Here is a 13,800-nt window from a genome sequence, read left to right as displayed (position 1 = left end):
AAAGGGGGTCTTATTTATTTTTTCTAAGTCTTGATTTTTTTATACTGCCAATCTATAATATCTTACATGAGTTGTTGCAAATTATTTGCAAGTAGGTGAGAGTAAGATGTCAGAAAACAACATTAAAACCTTATTAAATTCTCATAACTTAAAAGCAACATGGCAAAGAGTTGAAATATTCAAGGTTCTACAAAATTCAAATGAATGCCTAAGTGCTGACCAAATCTATCAAAAACTTTCTTCAAACAACATAAACATTGACCTTGCGACAGTGTACAGAGTGCTTGACCTCTTTGCTGAAAAAGGAATTGCTCAAAAGTCCATTATAAACAGGAAGTGTTTTTTTGAACTAAAAAAAATTGACCATTGCCACTATTTTGTTTGTATAAAATGCCATCAAAAGAGCAATATTGTTGACTGTAAGATAAATCTAATAGAAGAAGAATTAAGCAAGAAAAACTTTAAGGTTTTATCTCACAACTTAGAGGTCTACGGAATCTGTAATAAATGCTATGGAGGGGATAAAAGATGAGAAAATTAAAATACTTTTTAGTGTTGATTTTACTGTCCTTACTTGTTTTGTTGGGCGCTTGCAAGTTCCAAAATAAGGCTTCGAATACAATTTACACTACCATCTACCCTGTCTATTCACTTACAAAGCTCATTGCAGGAGACAAGCTTGTTGTTGAGAAGATAGTAAAAGACGGTGCTGAAATTCACTCATTTGAACCGTCATCGAAAGACATTGCAAAATTGACATCCTCAAAAGCTGTGATTTATTTGGGACTTGTGGATGAATGGGTAATAAAACCTCTTGATGGCACAAACGTTAAAGTATTTAAAGCTTCAGATGGTATAGAATTTGTGCACAGCGACCCACATATCTGGACATCACCAAGGCTTTTGAAAAAGATGGCCAAAAATATTGAGGAGGCATTAACTAAGATAGATCCAAAAAACAGACAATATTACAAAAAGAACTACTCTTCTGTTGTTTTAAAGTTAGATGAGCTTGACAGACAGTTTCAAACTGTTGTAAGTAAAGCAAAGAGAAAAGAATTTTTGATAAGCCACCCATCATTTGGGTATTTGGCAAAAAACTATGGACTTTTGCAATACTCAATCACAGGGGTAAATGAGGAAGAAGAACCTTCTGCTGCAAAGATGAAAGAGATTGTAGATTTAATCAAAAAGAAAAACATAAAATACATCCTTGTTGATCCAAACGAAAATTTGTCTGCTGTCAAATCATTAGCGAAAGATACGGGTATAAAAATAGTATATGCATATGGTATGGGAATTGTCAGCAAAGAGCAATCTCAGAAAGAGACAATCTTAACTTTCATGGAAAAAAATCTCAAGGCATTTGAAGTTGTTTTGAACAAATAAAAAAGTTTTTTTGGGAGAGCAATTTTAAAAATGATTGAGCTAATTGATGTCAACTTTTTTATAGACCAAAAGCATATATTAAAAGATATTAATCTTAAAATTCAAAAAGGCGAGTTTGCTACAATAGTTGGACCTAATGGTTCTGGAAAAACTACCCTTTTGAATATAATAGCAGGAATACTAAAGCCAACAAGTGGTAAGGTCTTGATATTTGGTAAAAGTGAACTTTCAGCTGAAGATAGAAGAAAGATTTCCTATGTTCCACAAAAAGTAACAAGCTTTAATCAAAGCTTTCCTATGAGTGTTTTGGAAGCAGTGCTTTTAGGGCTTTCTCCTAAAAAGAGATTTTTTGAGAGCTTTTCAGAGCAGGATTTAAAAAAGGCTGTGGAGATTTTGAAGAGGCTTGAGATAGAAAATCTAAAAGATAGGTTAATAGGCCATCTTTCAGGTGGGCAGCAGCAAAGAGTGTTTTTGGCACGTGCTCTAATTTCAAGCCCAGAAATCTTGATCTTAGATGAGCCAACAGTTGGAATAGATAGCAAATCTGAAGAACTTTTATTTGATATTTTAGGACAAAAAAAGAAAGAAGGCACAACCATTTTGATGGTAACGCATGATGTTTATGCTGTCACACACCATGCAGACACAATAATTTGCATGGGTGATGGTATGATTTACACAGCTTGCAGTGCCAAGGACTTTTCGCCTTCTAAGTTTGAAAGTGTGTACAAATACAGGATAAAGAAGATTGAACATAAACATTTTTATATACCTAAAAAAGATTTAACTTAGAGTAAAAATATTCAACGCTGGGATGTGAAAAGATGCTTCAGTATGAATTTATGCAAAGAGCTTTAATTGTCGGAATTTTAGTCTCTACTATGACATCTCTTATTGGAAATTTCTTAGTACTAAAGAGATTTTCACAGATTGGAGATTCTCTTTCTCACACTGCAATTGTTGGCGTTGCAGCAGCTCTCCTTTTGAATTTTAGCCCAACAATTGGTGCTGTTTTAGCAACAGTTGTATTTTCATTGCTTTTGGAATATTTTAAAACAAGATTTAAAAGATTTGAAGAAGTTTCTCTCGCGCTTGTTTCAATCACTGCACTTGGCATCGCTGCTGTTTTGTTTGGAGTTTTGAAAAGTAGTGCAAATCTTATGAGCTACCTTTTTGGAAGCATTGTGACAATTGGCAATGAAGATGTTTGGATAATATTAGCAATATCAATTGTAACAGTAGTATTCTTAACTGGGTTTAAAAATCAGCTTTTGTACACAACATTTGATGAGATGAGCGCAAAGGTCTCAGGAATAAACACAAGGCTTTTAGATTTTATATTGAACATACTCTCTGCTACAATAATTGCTGTCTCACTCAAGATTGTAGGTGGACTTTTGATATCAAGCTTGATTGTCTTCCCTACTGCAATAGCCATGAGGTTTTCAAAAAACTTCAAAATGCTTCAGATAAGCTCTTTGCTGATATCTTTGATTTCTATAACATCAGGCTTGAGCCTATCTTATTATGTAGATGTCCCACCCGGTGGTGCAACAGTTTTAGTTTTTGTTGTAATTTTCTTACTCTATGAAACTATTTCCAAGGTCTCAAGAAAACCCAAAGTGAATCCTAAATAAGCCTTCTTTCTAAAAGCCTGTAAGATATTGCCTCGTGAAGATGCTCAATTTTAATTTCTTCGCTTTCTTCTAAGTCTGCAATTGTCCTTGCAACCTTCAAAATCTTAGAATACCCTCGTAAAGACAAATTCAAAGTGTTATAAGCCTTCTCAAGCAAGGCTTTTTCTTTTTGAGAAAGTTTGCAAAACTTGTTTATATGGTTTCCTTTCATCTGGGAATTATAGTAAATCCCAAGTCCTTTAAACCTTTCAAGCTGAATTTGCCGTGCTTTTTCAATTGCCTTTCTCATACTACTTGAGTCTTTACAAGAAGAAGAATTTAAATTTTCAAGCTTTACAGCCTTCACCTCAACCTGGACATCAATTCTGTCTAAAATGGGTCCGGAAATTTTGCTAAGGTATTGTCTGATTTGAGTAGGGGTACATGTGCACTCCCGATCTTCAGAAAGAAAATATCCACATTTACATGGATTCATTGCACAGACAAGCATAAATTTGGCAGGATACTCAATTGATGCATTTACCCTTGAAATTGTTATGTACCCATCTTCAAGAGGCTGGCGAAGAACCTCAATTGTCTTTTTATCAAACTCTGGAAATTCGTCTAAAAACAATACTCCATTGTGTGCAAGAGAAACCTCACCCGGTTTTGGAATCTTACCTCCACCAATTATAGCAATTGAGGAAGCGGTGTGATGTGGGCTTCTAAAAGGTCTTCTTAGTATGAGTGCTTCGCCTTCTTTCAAAAGCCCTGCACAGCTGTAAATCTTTGTAACTTCTAAACTTTCCTCAAAGGTCATAGGTGGCAAAATTGTCGGTATTCTCTGTGCAATCATTGTCTTACCAGCCCCTGGTGGTCCAATTAATAAAAGATTGTGCATACCAGCAACAGCAATCTCAACTGCTCTTTTCACATACTCCTGCCCTTTTATGTCACTAAAATCAATGTCATATGTAAAATGATCTGCATTTAGATTATCTAAGTCAATTTTATACGGTTTAATATCTTCACTTCCATTTAAAACTTCTATTGCCTCTTTCAATGTCCTAACAGGGTAAACATCTATTCCTTTTACAACTGCGCACTCAGCCCTGTTTTCGTATGGCACAATTATTTTTTTTACGTTATTTTCAAGTGCAGCAATTGTCATCAAAAGTGCCCCATTCACTTTTTTTACGCTGCCATCTAAGGAAAGCTCACCAATAATGGCAATGTCGTCTGGATTTAGCTTTGGACTAATCTGCTCAGATGATTTTAGAATTGAAATAGCAATTGGAAGGTCAAATGATGAGCCTTCTTTTTTAGTGCTGGCAGGAGCAAGATTTACAATTATTCTTCTGTTTGGAAAATCAAATCCACTGTTTTTTATAGCAACCTTTATTCTCTCTTTTGACTCTTTTATAGTAACATCTGGAAGTCCCACAATATCAAAATTTGGAAGTCCATTTGTCATATCAGTCTCAACAGTAACAACAAAGCCTTTTATCCCTATATATGAAGATGTCAAAATTTTTGCAAGCACCTTTTTTCTTTTCCTTTCTTTTTTTAATAAAACTTTATCACACAAGCTTCTTCTTTTCAATATATAACAAAAAAAGCCCTCTTTTTTAAGGGCTTTTATATTTAACATGGTGAGCCATCCGCGACTCGAACGCGGGACACCCAGCTTAAAAGGCTGGTGCTCTGCCTACTGAGCTAATGGCCCATATATAAGGTGCACTGTTATTATAGCTGATGTCTGCTGACTCTACAATACCAAACTTTTGTTCGAAATATACGAACAATTAACTTAAAATGATTATACTGTAAAGTTTACAATAAATATTAATTATTTTGGATATACTTTTTTATACAACAAATATATTCTTCAAAATCTTGCATATTTTCTTTTATAAACCTATAAACCAAACTATCATCAATTTCCCAATAAAGATGTACCAGTTTGTTTCTAAACCTTGCCATTTGAGAAAGCCTTGTGCTAAATTCGTCATTAATAATACCTAATTGAGACAATGCCAAAAATATATCTGCATATGTTTCAGGCGTTTTTATATTTTTACCTTTTGTTTGTTCTATTGAAATTATCCTATTTCCAATGTTGATACATACATGTTTCAATTGCAATTTGCAAATACCTTTGCACTGCACCTTTTAAGATTTCATTTGCCATATATTCTTCAAAATCAACTTTTGATATGTCTTTCAACAACTCTGTATATTTTTTTAAGAGCTTTAAATGAAATAATATTTTTTCGTCCATATCTTAAAAACAAACTCCTTTCAATAAATCTTTACAAAGATTTCAAAAATTCCCTATAAAATTCTTCCCTATAAGGCTTTATATCAAGATACTTTGAAATGACCTCTGTTTGAAAGTCAATCGTTTTTTCAATATTGCTGCAGTACACCATCTTTGCAGTTTTTAATACACCGTATCTCACAGACAAAGGTGCACTGTTGAGTGTAATAAGGTCAATTTCGTCAGTCTTAAAGATTTTCATGAGTCCATCAAGAATCTCATTTTCAAGTTCTTCAACCGCTTCTTTAGAAAGTTCTTCTCTAAGCAGAACCGCTATGTCTATGTCAGAAAGGGGAGTATATGTTTCAGCTGCAAATGAGCCAAAAAGATAAGCAACAACAACCTTGTCACCAAACCTGCTGAAAAATGCACCCAAATCTTCAATAGCTTTTTTAGCATGATCAATATCAATTTTATTTATCCTTATCATTTTTTAGCCCCTTCTATTACAAATAGTCATTCAAAGTTCTTTTGAATTATTTTATCAAAAATTCCTAAATCGCGCAATAAAAGAGGATGTCTTTCATAAGAACATCCTCTTTTTGTTATTTCCAACTCACTTTCAAATAAATCATTAGCTCTCAAGTCTTGAAGATAACAGTTTGATTTAACTTTCTTTGACAGCGATATACTCATAGCAAAAACAGCGGCTACAATGAGTAAAAATATAGCTATATAGCTATTAAATGAATTGACCAAAAGAAAAAATTTTAAAATACGTCATTGGGATATAATAAAACCACCTCACGCATTCTTCCTGCGTTCGGTGGATATAGTATCACTATTGTAAGTCTTGTTTTCTTTTTAAAATCCTGTTATTTCAAAGTACTGCCGGATTTGATGTATTTTCTGTCGCTTAACATTTTTAAACAATCCTCTGTAACCCTTAAAACTCTCCATAAAACAAAAATGGCTGGGGTGGGTGGATTCGAACCACCGGAATGCAGGAGTCAAAGTCCTGTGCCTTACCGCTTGGCGACACCCCAACTTATTTTATATATGGGGTGGATAATGGGACTCGAACCCATGACCTCCAGGGCCACAACCTGGCGCTCTAACCAACTGAGCTATATCCACCGCCTCTTCCTTAATAAGCAGCTTATATTATAAAAGCAATCAGGTTGTCAGTCAATAGCGATTATGTGTTCGCAATGTATATTGTTAAACTTTTAAAAAGCATTGTGGCAAATGAGCCGGCTGGAAGATGAAATTTCAATTTTAGTTTAAAATATCCGCTATAAAAGTCATCTTCTTCAAAGTTTGAAACCTCAAGATTTTCTGGAAAGACTATTGCAGGTCTTAAAAATGATTTATAAAACGACTTTCTTATCTTTTTGAGGTCAAAGTCTGAAGGTTTAAGCCCTCGTTCATTTAAAATCTCCAAAATGGTATTGTTAACAAGACTATTTACGTAAGGTATTCTTGATGATACAGTCGGAATTTTAAGATTTTTTAATTCATTCAAAGCTTTGTCAGAAAGTGTTTTATAAATAAGATATTCCATAATCTTCCCCTTAACAGGTTTTAGCAAATCAGTATAATATGGTAAAACTGTGCTTAAAGTCCTGTTCCAGATATAGCTCTGGTAAGCAGAGAAAAACATTGACATCTCTTCTTTTGGTATGAGGTTTACAGCTTCGATTAAATAGTGTCTGCTTTTGCCTTTCATTAAAGTCTTTATTATCTCTTTCTCAACCTTTGTTTTGCAAAGAGGAAGTACTTTTTCGAAGTCCCCCCAAAGCTCAAATATCTTTTTCTTTCTTTCCTTTTCTTCTCTTTTATCCTCAGGATGAATGGTTGTAAAATAGAGTTTTAGTGCTCCGTTGTAATGTTTTTTTACTATCTTCTCACCGATAAATTCCTCTTCGTTTTCGACACTTCCGAAACGCTGGTCATCAAAATAATTTGGAAAACCAAATTTCTTTATCTCATCAAGTCTCTGAAAAATTCTTTCATCCTTATTCTTTATCTTCCTTATTACTACTTCAAAATAATTGCCTTTGAGTATCATAGGTGAAACAAAATCATCTGAATACCCTATAAATTCAAGCTTAACATTTTCTCTATTGAAACTTATGTCATATTCTCTTGGTACAGAAATATACTGAAAAGTAAGAGCATGTCTGTCTTTTCTTCCTGCGCAGCCTATTTTCTCAAATGGAATCTTGTTCTCTTTTGATATAAATCTTAACGCATCAATTGTGTTCCAGTGCTTCTTTTTCAAAAGATAAATCTTGTACTTTCCGCTTGGTTTTATCTCAATGTCAAGTTTTTCTTTGACTATAAAATCTTCTGGAAGAACCTTAATTTTCAAGCTTTTCTCACCCTTTGTACGTCTCTTTTTGCAGTGTCATTATTGACACCTTTTTTTATTATGATATTATTATATATTGTTGTCAACAAACTCTTAAAAACTGCATCTAAATCTTTGAGGAGGTGGTAGATGTGGATGAACTAAGGAGCGCAGTGGAATTTGTAAAGACCAAGACAAAGGTAAATGTAAACGAAAGAGATATCGAAAAGGTAATGGCAGCATTGAACTCCACAAATCACTTTTGGGAAGCAATATTTCTTTCACAAAAGCCGTTTGCTGTTGTGAGGGAAACAATTAACTATCTTATTTCAATAGATTTTGTAAAATCAAATGAAAATGGTAATTTAATGCTTACACAGAAAGGAAAAGAATTTATTGAGCAAAAAGGCATTCCCGTTGTGAAGAATTACACATGCCAATGCTGCGAAGGCCGCGGTATTGTATTTACTGAAATAAAAGACGCTTATGAAAAGTTTAAAGAGATAGTAAAAACAAGACCTGATGCAATAGTTGAGTACGACCAAGGTTATGTTACCGAAGAAACAGCTTTTTCAAGAATTGCTCTTATGATTAAAAAAGGCGACCTTGTAGGAAAGAGACTCATTGTATTTGGCGATGATGATCTGGTATCAATTGCAGCAGCTTTGACAAAACTTCCAACAGAAGTATTGGTATTAGAGATTGACAAAAGACTTGTAGATTTTATAAACAAAGCTGCAAAAGAATATAATCTCAATTTGAAAGCAATTGAGTATGACTTCAGAAACAAGCTTCCTGATGAACTTGTAAAAAGCTTTGACACATTTACAATCGACCCACCAGAGACAATTGAAGCTTTGGACTTGTGCTTTACAAGAACGACCTCAAGCTTAAAAGGTGCAGGTTGTGCAGGATACTTCGGTCTTACAAATATTGAAGCATCACTTTCAAAATGGCATGAATTTCAAAAACTTCTTTTGAATAAATTCAATGCAGTCATCACAGATATTATTGAAAACTTCAATCATTATGTTAACTGGAACTATTTGCTTCCTTCTTTAGAGAGTAATCTCAACTTTGTAAATGTACAGCCGAAACTCAACTGGTACACATCCAGTATGTATAGAATTGAACTTGTGAAGGATGTTGAAATTGTAAACGAAGATATTAATTGCGAACTTTATATAGACAATGAAGCAATCCTGTACAAAGGATAAAAAAACTTGCCTTTTCCCTTTTTTTTATGTTAAAATAGTTTGTGGCTTTTTGTTCGCTTTTATAAATTCAAGGAGGGAAAATAAAAATGGCTATGTGTGAAATTTGCAATAAAAAAGTATCGTTCGGGAATAAAGTAAGTCACTCAAATAAAAAGTCAAGAAGAACTTGGAAACCAAATGTAAAGAAGATTAGAGTAATAATAAATGGTACAAGAAAGAGAATTTATGTGTGCACAAGCTGTATTAAGGCTGGTAAAGTTGTCCGAGCTTAAAATAAAAAGTTCAAGATAAGCATACAAGGTTTATCTTGAACTTTTTCTTTATCCTTTTTCATTATTCATTGATTTTAAATAATCTTTTAATAAATTTGCTTAAAAACGTTGGCATCTTTAATACCATTATTTTCATTTTATTTCATCTCCCATCTTTAAAAAAGATATAGATTCCGCTACCAATCAAACCAAGAGCTATAATAAAGACCAAAAGCCATGGTGGCATTATGATTGAAATCAAAATTCCAATGCCAAGCAGTAAAAGAACAAGACCTATTTGTTTTTTATTTTTGTGATGTAACAAATGCTTGCTCATAACTTAATATATTCTCTCTGCAGATAGTTTTATTCTATTATATTCATTAAAAACTCAACATGTGAAAAAGGGCTGGGGGATAGTTTTTAAAGCTTTAAGCAACTTCCATCCCCAGCCCTTTTGGGCTTTTCTTCTTATTCCCTCAAAAACTCAACTGTCTTGTCTAACACAATCCTTTCCCACTCATATTTGTTAAATGTGTGATCAGCACCTTCTATCTCAACAAGCAGCGCTCTATCACCTAAAATCTCTTTGTATTTTCTCCCAACTTCAACCGGAACTGCTGTGTCGTTTGTGCCGTGCAAAATTAAAACTTTATTTGGATACTTCTTTATTGCTTCGAAGAAATCATACTTTTGCAAATCATAATAAAAATCCTGCGATAAAAGAAGACCACCCAAATCAATATATCCTTTCTCTTTAATAAGTGGGTTACTCTCAACTACATTTCTTGCAATTTCTTTCATATTTCCGGCAGGCGCCCACAGTACAACCTTGTGAAGTTTTTCTCTGTACTCACCAGCAAGATATGAAGCAATTGCACCACCGAGAGACAGCCCTACAATTGACACCTTTTGCTTGTCAACAAAGTCCAGTGAAAATAGATAGTCAAGTATACACCTTGCATCGTCAATCTCGCGAGTTACCGTCATGTCGTAAAATTCACCGTCTGATTCACCAGAGCCTGCAAAGTCAAACCTAACACTTGCAATACCATAGTTTTCAAGCAAACGAGACAACTTCACAAATATGAAATGCGGTTCCATTTTGTTGCCTGTAAAACCGTGAAAGATTGCAACTGCAGGCACTCTTCCTTCAAACTCATTTGGCACATGTAAATATCCGCGCAGAACCTGACCAATCTTATTTTTTATTTCAACATGCTTTTGCAAAAAATTTCCCCCCTGTTTTCTAATAACATCATTTTAAATAGCTCTACAAGTCTCTCCTTCTACAATTGAATGCTGCACTATAAGTCTTTTGTAAGTTTTATACGGTTCTTCTAACTCTTTCATAAGCATTTCAGCAGCATAATAGCCAAGGTAAAATATGTTAGTGTCAACTGTAGTAAGCCTTGGTGAAGACAGCTTAGAAAAGATGGACTCATTAAATCCAATTATAGACACATCATACCCTACTTTCAAATCAAGTTCTCTGCATGCTTTTACTGCTGCATATGCCACAACCTCGTCAATACAGACAATAGCAGTTGGCCTATTTTTTAAAGTCAACAACTGCTTTGCCTTTTCATATGAACTTTGCTCATCAAACTCTGTGAACATAATATATTGGTTTTCAACTGGAATTTTATATTTGCTCAAAGCACTCTTATAGCCAGAGAGTCTATCCTGAGTTAAAACAAGATTTTCCATACCACCTAAAAAACCTATTTGAGTGTGTCCAAGCTTGATTAAATACTCTGTTGCGTCAAACCCTGCTCTTTTGTTGTCATTGTCAACCCAGTTCACATAATCCTTGTCTTTATCAGGTGAACCTATTAAAACAAAAGGAAACTTGATAGAACGAAGATATCTGATAGCATAGTCATTTATACGGGAGGTGAGGAGGATAAATCCATCCACTTTCCTGCTTTTTATTAGTCTTTCTAAGCTTTCCTTTTCCTTTTCTGGCGGTACAATAGTCAGCACAATCTCATATTCTGTGTTGTTAATATAACTGCAAATCCCAGATACCACCTGGTCAAAAAAGGTGCTTGTAAGTGTCTGCTCAAGTCTTCGTGGCATGAAAATCCCTATAGAGTATGCCTTTTTCATCACAAGGCTTTTTGCACTCGCATTGGGAATATATCCAAGCCGCTTAATTGCGTCCATCACTCTTTTTGTTGTCTCAGGTGAAATCTTTGCTTTGCCAGAAAGTACTCGTGATACTGTTGAAGGTGACACCCCTGCTTCTCTTGCTATATCCTTTATGGTTACCATCCCATTATCATCCTATTCTTTTTTATCTTGATCTTAAGCTTAGTATCAATAATACTAAATTTTTTGAGATATTTCAAACCTTGTCTTATACAAAATCACCTCAAACTCACCTTATCGAAGACTCAACTATTGGAACTGAAATCTCAATTACAAGGTGATTTTCCCCTGATGAATAATTAACAGCATATGTACCCTCCGGATAGTAAAGATAAAAACGTTGTTTCAACCTATTTAGCAATTCCTCAATCTTATTTAAATCTTGAACAGTGTTGTTGTAATAAAGACGTAAACTTAAATGTCCTGATAAGTTTATTACTGAAAGCTGGAGGATATTCTTAATCGGAAACTGTCTCCCTCCACAGTAAATAAAAAGCTTTGCAAGTGATGTCAAAATCCCATGCACAACAAGTGATTGTTTTAAACCTTCTTCCTGAACATTCACTACTATCTCAAAGTTATTTTTTATTGAGTACACACATCCTGACAGAACTGTTTGAAAACATATAATTTCATACCACAGAGGAACAAATATGTGCTTAGAATATATACTGGCCTCAACAATGTTTAAAAGAGACCTTGCAAGTCCTTCTATCTCTTTTTCATTTTTGTTTTTAGCCATATCATAGATAAGCTTTACATTTCGGATTATTATCTCTTTATATTGTTCAAAAAATTCATCTGCTTTTTGACTCTCACCTTGTAAAAACTTCAACTGGCTTTTAATAATATTTAAAGAATTTTCAAATTCAACATCACTTTTTACCCCAAGATTAAAGTCTTCATTAATTTCCTTTAATATCTCTTGCATCTTTTCAACACGGCTACATATTTCTCTAATATAAGGCAGGATTCCAAAAACATATCCTGTTATAGTTATCAGAATTGAGCTCAAACAAATCAGAACCCAAGCTATAAAACTATATGTATTAGTCTGAAACTGTATATATACAACCAGCGCACAAAATAGTAAAAACTCTGTAAATAACACTATGCCAAATACCCTACTAAATCTTTCTTTCATTCATCTCACCAACTACTTAATTCCTTTCATGTTTTCTTCTAAATATATACCCATTTTCTTGATAAATATACACAATAAGTTTTTGTAAAGATACATGTAAAATTCTCTACTTCATGTTAATTCAATTTTAATATCTTTTTAATGTATTCATCAATACCCTCTTATCTATACAAAAATCACAAAAATTTAAACACAACTTTTATACTCTTCTCACTTCCCTTTGAAGACGCTACCTCTATTGCTCTTTGATATTCATTTATGTCAAAATAATGAGTGATCAACTTATCATACGGAATTCCAAATTGTTGTATAAGATTTAATGCAAGCTGGTAGGTAGAGATTCTACAGTCGTTTATGTTCTCTGTACTATAGCAATAAGCTCCCCTTACATTGAGCTCCTTGAACCAAATGGGAGTCAAATCCAAATCCTTCACAACTGAAGCAAGCCCAACCAAAATATAGCTTCCGCGTTGTTTTGTTAGCCACATACCATCTCGAATAGTTTTCTTTGAACCAACGCAGTCAAACACCTTGTCAAACCCGCCAAGCAAGACTTTCTCCCCAATCATTGGCTTGAAAATCTTTGCATCGCACACCTTCGCAAGCTCTTCTAAATAATCTTCTGACGACCTTACAACCCTGTTTGCGCCAAACTCCATTGCCAAGTCTGCCTGAAAGTCGTACTTTGCAACTGCTGTGATGTCCGCTTTGCATCCAAGTTTCCTCAGGCTCCAGATGACCAAAAGCCCTATTATTCCAGCACCATACACCAAAACCTTGTCAGAGTCTCCTGGAAAGTTTCTCATAACAGGATGAAGAGCAGATGCTAAAGGGTCTACTAAAATTGCCTCCTCATCTTTAACAGAATCAGGCACCTTTATAACCTGTGACTTGTGAGCAATAAAATACTCTCCCCATGAACCACCTGTTGAACTGCAGGTACCCATGATGGTACCGGGTTTGAGCTTTCCTTCAGTAATATTTAAACAGGTTGAAAACTCTTCTTCTTGGCACGAAGGACATCTTGGAAGTTCTCTTGCGTCACAGTCCAAAACTGGGTCTACAATCACCCTTTCACCTATCTCAAATTCTGATACGTTCTTACCCTTTTCAATTATTACTCCAAGGTTTTCATGGCCAATTACAAATGGGAATGAAGCAAATGGTGAGGTTGAAGGTGAGTCATGCAAAAAAATTAGGTTTAGGTCAGAACCGCAAATTCCTGCGTATGTTGTTTTTATCTTTACGTAGTTTTCAGATGGAAGCCCTGGTTCGGGAATATCTTTGAGCTGGATACATGATAGCCGATTGTAGAAAAATCTTTTTGAAATCTTGCCTAAGACCAAAGTTCTTATGTATTTTCCCACACTTGCATCAAAGACGATTGCTTTCATCTTTTTATTTTTTCCCCTTTCT

At 34.4% G+C, this 13,800-nt stretch carries 16 protein-coding genes and 3 tRNA genes; 6 read left to right on the top strand and 13 right to left on the bottom strand.

All coding sequences use genetic code 11. From position 1 onward, the window contains the following. Window positions 1-106 precede the first annotated feature (106 nt). From OTJ99_RS02945 to OTJ99_RS02930, 4 genes are read left to right on the top strand one after another with little or no spacing between them, the layout of a single operon-like run. Complete coding sequence (locus OTJ99_RS02945; RefSeq protein ID WP_045165310.1) at window positions 107-532, top strand: Fur family transcriptional regulator; 426 nt, start codon at window positions 107-109, stop codon at window positions 530-532. Then, the gene (locus OTJ99_RS02940) at window positions 529-1,389 is read left to right on the top strand and encodes a metal ABC transporter substrate-binding protein (RefSeq protein WP_045165311.1); all 861 of its coding nucleotides are present in this window, start codon (window positions 529-531) and stop codon (window positions 1,387-1,389) included. The genes OTJ99_RS02945 and OTJ99_RS02940 overlap by 4 nt, the downstream gene beginning before the upstream one ends. 30 nt (window positions 1,390-1,419) lie before the next feature. Further along, the gene (locus OTJ99_RS02935; protein ID WP_045165312.1) at window positions 1,420-2,181 is read left to right on the top strand and encodes a metal ABC transporter ATP-binding protein; all 762 of its coding nucleotides are present in this window, start codon (window positions 1,420-1,422) and stop codon (window positions 2,179-2,181) included. A gap of 32 nt (window positions 2,182-2,213) precedes the next feature. Then, complete coding sequence (locus OTJ99_RS02930) at window positions 2,214-3,026, top strand: metal ABC transporter permease (protein ID WP_045165313.1); 813 nt, start codon at window positions 2,214-2,216, stop codon at window positions 3,024-3,026. Here OTJ99_RS02930 and OTJ99_RS02925 read toward each other — a convergent pair. The 8 genes from OTJ99_RS02925 to truD form a co-directional block, all read right to left on the bottom strand. Next, the gene (locus tag OTJ99_RS02925) at window positions 3,019-4,548 is read right to left on the bottom strand and encodes a YifB family Mg chelatase-like AAA ATPase (protein WP_045165581.1); all 1,530 of its coding nucleotides are present in this window, start codon (window positions 4,546-4,548) and stop codon (window positions 3,019-3,021) included. The genes OTJ99_RS02930 and OTJ99_RS02925 overlap by 8 nt on opposite strands. A 107-nt stretch (window positions 4,549-4,655) precedes the next feature. Next, window positions 4,656-4,731 (bottom strand) — tRNA-Lys (locus OTJ99_RS02920). Between the two features lie 119 nt (window positions 4,732-4,850). After that, window positions 4,851-5,150, bottom strand: coding sequence for a type VII toxin-antitoxin system HepT family RNase toxin (hepT, locus tag OTJ99_RS02915; RefSeq protein WP_235374651.1), 300 nt, complete (start codon window positions 5,148-5,150; stop codon window positions 4,851-4,853). Beyond that, complete coding sequence (locus tag OTJ99_RS02910) at window positions 5,113-5,286, bottom strand: HepT-like ribonuclease domain-containing protein (protein ID WP_235374652.1); 174 nt, start codon at window positions 5,284-5,286, stop codon at window positions 5,113-5,115. The genes hepT and OTJ99_RS02910 overlap by 38 nt, the downstream gene beginning before the upstream one ends. Before the next feature lie 31 nt (window positions 5,287-5,317). Continuing rightward, the gene (gene mntA, locus OTJ99_RS02905) at window positions 5,318-5,755 is read right to left on the bottom strand and encodes a type VII toxin-antitoxin system MntA family adenylyltransferase antitoxin (RefSeq protein WP_045165314.1); all 438 of its coding nucleotides are present in this window, start codon (window positions 5,753-5,755) and stop codon (window positions 5,318-5,320) included. A gap of 480 nt (window positions 5,756-6,235) precedes the next feature. Continuing rightward, window positions 6,236-6,311 (bottom strand) — tRNA-Gln (locus OTJ99_RS02900). A 14-nt stretch (window positions 6,312-6,325) separates the two neighbouring features. Then, window positions 6,326-6,402 (bottom strand) — tRNA-His (locus tag OTJ99_RS02895). A 61-nt stretch (window positions 6,403-6,463) separates the two neighbouring features. Further along, window positions 6,464-7,639: a tRNA pseudouridine(13) synthase TruD gene (gene truD / locus OTJ99_RS02890; protein ID WP_045165316.1), complete on the bottom strand. Its 1,176-nt coding sequence runs from the start codon at window positions 7,637-7,639 to the stop codon at window positions 6,464-6,466. 131 nt (window positions 7,640-7,770) lie between these two features. On the opposite strand from truD, the gene OTJ99_RS02885 reads away from it, so the two are divergent. Both OTJ99_RS02885 and rpmB read left to right on the top strand, forming a co-directional pair. Then, the gene (locus tag OTJ99_RS02885; protein WP_045165317.1) at window positions 7,771-8,835 is read left to right on the top strand and encodes a bis-aminopropyl spermidine synthase family protein; all 1,065 of its coding nucleotides are present in this window, start codon (window positions 7,771-7,773) and stop codon (window positions 8,833-8,835) included. Window positions 8,836-8,921: 86 nt separating this feature from the next. Continuing rightward, entirely contained in the window at window positions 8,922-9,107 is a 186-nt protein-coding gene (gene rpmB, locus OTJ99_RS02880; RefSeq protein ID WP_045165318.1) for a 50S ribosomal protein L28, read from the top strand. 142 nt (window positions 9,108-9,249) lie between these two features. Here rpmB and OTJ99_RS02875 read toward each other — a convergent pair whose 3' ends face one another. The 5 genes from OTJ99_RS02875 to OTJ99_RS02855 form a co-directional block, all read right to left on the bottom strand. Further along, complete coding sequence (locus OTJ99_RS02875; protein WP_200889467.1) at window positions 9,250-9,423, bottom strand: hypothetical protein; 174 nt, start codon at window positions 9,421-9,423, stop codon at window positions 9,250-9,252. Between the two features lie 134 nt (window positions 9,424-9,557). Continuing rightward, entirely contained in the window at window positions 9,558-10,316 is a 759-nt protein-coding gene (locus tag OTJ99_RS02870; protein ID WP_045165319.1) for an alpha/beta hydrolase, read from the bottom strand. 33 nt (window positions 10,317-10,349) lie between these two features. After that, window positions 10,350-11,363: a LacI family DNA-binding transcriptional regulator gene (locus tag OTJ99_RS02865; RefSeq protein ID WP_045165320.1), complete on the bottom strand. Its 1,014-nt coding sequence runs from the start codon at window positions 11,361-11,363 to the stop codon at window positions 10,350-10,352. Between the two features lie 106 nt (window positions 11,364-11,469). Beyond that, the gene (locus OTJ99_RS02860; RefSeq protein ID WP_045165321.1) at window positions 11,470-12,384 is read right to left on the bottom strand and encodes a hypothetical protein; all 915 of its coding nucleotides are present in this window, start codon (window positions 12,382-12,384) and stop codon (window positions 11,470-11,472) included. A gap of 176 nt (window positions 12,385-12,560) precedes the next feature. Next, window positions 12,561-13,778 (bottom strand): zinc-dependent alcohol dehydrogenase, encoded by a 1,218-nt coding sequence (locus OTJ99_RS02855; RefSeq protein WP_045165322.1) that lies wholly within the window; start codon window positions 13,776-13,778, stop codon window positions 12,561-12,563. Window positions 13,779-13,800: the final 22 nt, after the last annotated feature.

This window comes from Caldicellulosiruptor naganoensis, assembly GCF_026914285.1.
GTDB classification, from domain to species: domain Bacteria; phylum Bacillota; class Thermoanaerobacteria; order Caldicellulosiruptorales; family Caldicellulosiruptoraceae; genus Caldicellulosiruptor; species Caldicellulosiruptor naganoensis.
The sequence above is the reverse complement of the archived record's forward strand: the minus strand, read 5'-3'. Positions and strand labels throughout refer to the sequence as shown.

Excerpts from the sequence above, each read along its gene's own strand:
- OTJ99_RS02855 (WP_045165322.1), bottom strand. The coding sequence starts at position 13,778 with ATGAAAGCAATCGTCTTTGATGCAAGTGTGGGAAAATACATAAGAACT.
- OTJ99_RS02945 (WP_045165310.1), top strand. The coding sequence starts at position 107 with ATGTCAGAAAACAACATTAAAACCTTATTAAATTCTCATAACTTAAAA.
- OTJ99_RS02940 (WP_045165311.1), top strand. The coding sequence starts at position 529 with ATGAGAAAATTAAAATACTTTTTAGTGTTGATTTTACTGTCCTTACTT.
- OTJ99_RS02860 (WP_045165321.1), bottom strand. The coding sequence starts at position 12,384 with ATGAAAGAAAGATTTAGTAGGGTATTTGGCATAGTGTTATTTACAGAG.
- OTJ99_RS02930 (WP_045165313.1), top strand. The coding sequence starts at position 2,214 with ATGCTTCAGTATGAATTTATGCAAAGAGCTTTAATTGTCGGAATTTTA.
- OTJ99_RS02875 (WP_200889467.1), bottom strand. The coding sequence starts at position 9,423 with ATGAGCAAGCATTTGTTACATCACAAAAATAAAAAACAAATAGGTCTT.
- rpmB (WP_045165318.1), top strand. The coding sequence starts at position 8,922 with ATGGCTATGTGTGAAATTTGCAATAAAAAAGTATCGTTCGGGAATAAA.
- OTJ99_RS02910 (WP_235374652.1), bottom strand. The coding sequence starts at position 5,286 with ATGGACGAAAAAATATTATTTCATTTAAAGCTCTTAAAAAAATATACA.
- OTJ99_RS02865 (WP_045165320.1), bottom strand. The coding sequence starts at position 11,363 with ATGGTAACCATAAAGGATATAGCAAGAGAAGCAGGGGTGTCACCTTCA.
- mntA (WP_045165314.1), bottom strand. The coding sequence starts at position 5,755 with ATGATAAGGATAAATAAAATTGATATTGATCATGCTAAAAAAGCTATT.
- OTJ99_RS02935 (WP_045165312.1), top strand. The coding sequence starts at position 1,420 with ATGATTGAGCTAATTGATGTCAACTTTTTTATAGACCAAAAGCATATA.